At 38.2% G+C, this 2,123-nt stretch carries 2 protein-coding genes; both read right to left on the reverse strand.

Going from position 1 to position 2,123, the window contains the following annotated elements; genetic code table 11:
- Window positions 1–889, reverse strand: an 889-nt coding sequence (locus P8M54_RS10525) for a glycoside hydrolase family 3 N-terminal domain-containing protein (protein ID WP_300287793.1), incomplete at its 3' end; no start/stop codon positions are given.
- Between the two features lie 55 nt (window positions 890–944).
- A partial coding sequence (locus P8M54_RS10530) for a glycoside hydrolase family 16 protein (RefSeq protein ID WP_300287795.1) occupies window positions 945–2,123 on the reverse strand: 1,179 nt, incomplete at its 5' end.

Consider the following 2,123-nt stretch of genomic DNA (forward strand, 5'->3'; position numbering starts at 1 on the left):
CTACAAATCCATCAAATTTCCATTCGCCTTTCAATATTTGTCTCTGTAAATACGAATTACCCGTTGCTGGTATTCCGTTCAATTCGTTGAAAGAATTCATAAAAGTTCGCACCCCTGCATCGGCAGCAGCCTTAAAAGGAGGAAAAATGATATTTTGAAGCGTCGATTCACTAACATCGACTGTATTATAATCTCTACCTGATTCAGCAAAAGCATAACCTGCAAAATGTTTAGCACATGCTAAAATGGTATTTCTAGCTTTTAAATCATCTCCTTGAAATCCTTGTACCCGAGCTGCTGCGATGAGACTTCCTAAATAAGGATCCTCTCCAGCACCTTCCATTACGCGGCCCCAACGTGCATCACGAGCCACATCCACCATTGGAGCAAACGTCCAATTGAGACCAACCGACGCCGCTTCCTCAGCAGCTATTTGTGCTGATTTTTTAATAGCAATCAAGTCCCAGCTAGCCGCCTCTGCTAAAGGTATAGGACTAATCGTTTTGTACCCATGTATTACGTCAAATCCAAAAAGTAAAGGTATACCTAAGCGTGTTTCTTCAACAGCGATCTTTTGCAAAGCTTTAACATCCTTTACTCCTTTAACATTCAACATCGAACCCACCAAACCTTTTTTCAAGTCGTCATATTTCTTTGCTGCCTGTCCTTCCTTGGGAGTGGGTCCTGTTATTTCCCAAAAACCGTTGTATTGATTCAGCTGTCCAATTTTTTCCTCCAAGGTCATTAATTTGATGACAGAGTCCACTCGAGTTTCTATTTTATTTTGCACTACCAACATTTGCTGTGGCTGTACTACTTTTTGACTACAACTAAAGATAATTAGTGCAACAAAAAGAAAAGAAAAACACTTTATAATTTTCATCTTCATTTATTTAAATGTAAAGGTCGAAATTACTTTCGACCTTTATTTATGATTTAATTGGTTATTGATAAACCCTAACATAATCAATCTCCATTGAAGATTGTGTAAAGGCAGGATCAATAGCACCTCCAAAGTTTCCTCCCATTGCTACATTAAGAATTAAAAAGAAATCCTTATTAAATGGCAACGAAGCTGTATTGGCTACTGTATGAAAAAGTACATCATCAACATATATCTTTACAGAAGCTGGTGTCCATATGGTTTTATAAACATGAAACTGAGAAGCTGCATTAGCTACTGTTGTAGAATTACTATTTCCGTTTCCTCCTGAATTACCAGGATAATGTAGCGTACCATAAACGGTAGTAGGTTGACTTCCTTTGAATTCCATAATATCAATTTCACCACAAGCTGGCCAAGTGTTGGTAGCATAGTTCTCTCCCAGCATCCAGATAGCAGGCCAAGTACCCGCACCAGTTGTTAGTTTAGCCCTAACTTCAACCTTTCCGTAGGTAAATTCAAATTTATTTTCTGATTTTAGTCTTGCAGAAGTATAGCTTGAGCCTACTTTCTTAGCAGTTATTTTTAGCGTTCCTCCTGAAACACTTACATTATCAGCTGCAGAAGTATAACTTTGGGACTCATTGTTTCCCCAACCACCAGCACCTAAATCATATCCCCATTTGGTAGGATCCGGAGCACCATCAGTATTAAACTCATCTGAAAATTTCAAAACTGTGTAGTCTGTTGGTGAAGCAGAAGAAGTTGGCGGAGTAGTTGTAAAAATATGATACCAAGCTAAGAAAGGATTACCTGATTGAATAACTCTCACTCTCATACGATTATCCGTAATCGAAAGTATCTCGTATGAACTTGTTCCTACAAAATAACCCATAAAACCACCATCAGCAATATTTAAAACTGTCCCTCTGGTTTGCGTAGCGGCATCCGGATTTTTACTAACAAATGACTCTGACTTACTTAAAGTTACCGTTTTTAAACCACTGGTGTTTAAATCATAACAAGCATCATCACCTCCACCTTTAAAAGCTCCGTTATAATACGTTTGGCCTTTGTTATCTAATTGGAACTTCATGACATTAGCTACTAACGAAAATGTCATTTCACTTTTATAAAGACAAGTACCTGATTTTTCATTAGGTTGCGCACCGTAGAATGACGGATAATAGTTTTGAGTACCAAAGTTAGCGTCTGACCATGCTACGTTTGGACCAACACC

Source organism: Flavobacterium sp. (assembly GCF_029242675.1).
In the GTDB taxonomy this organism is placed as follows: Bacteria; Bacteroidota; Bacteroidia; order Flavobacteriales; family Flavobacteriaceae; genus Flavobacterium.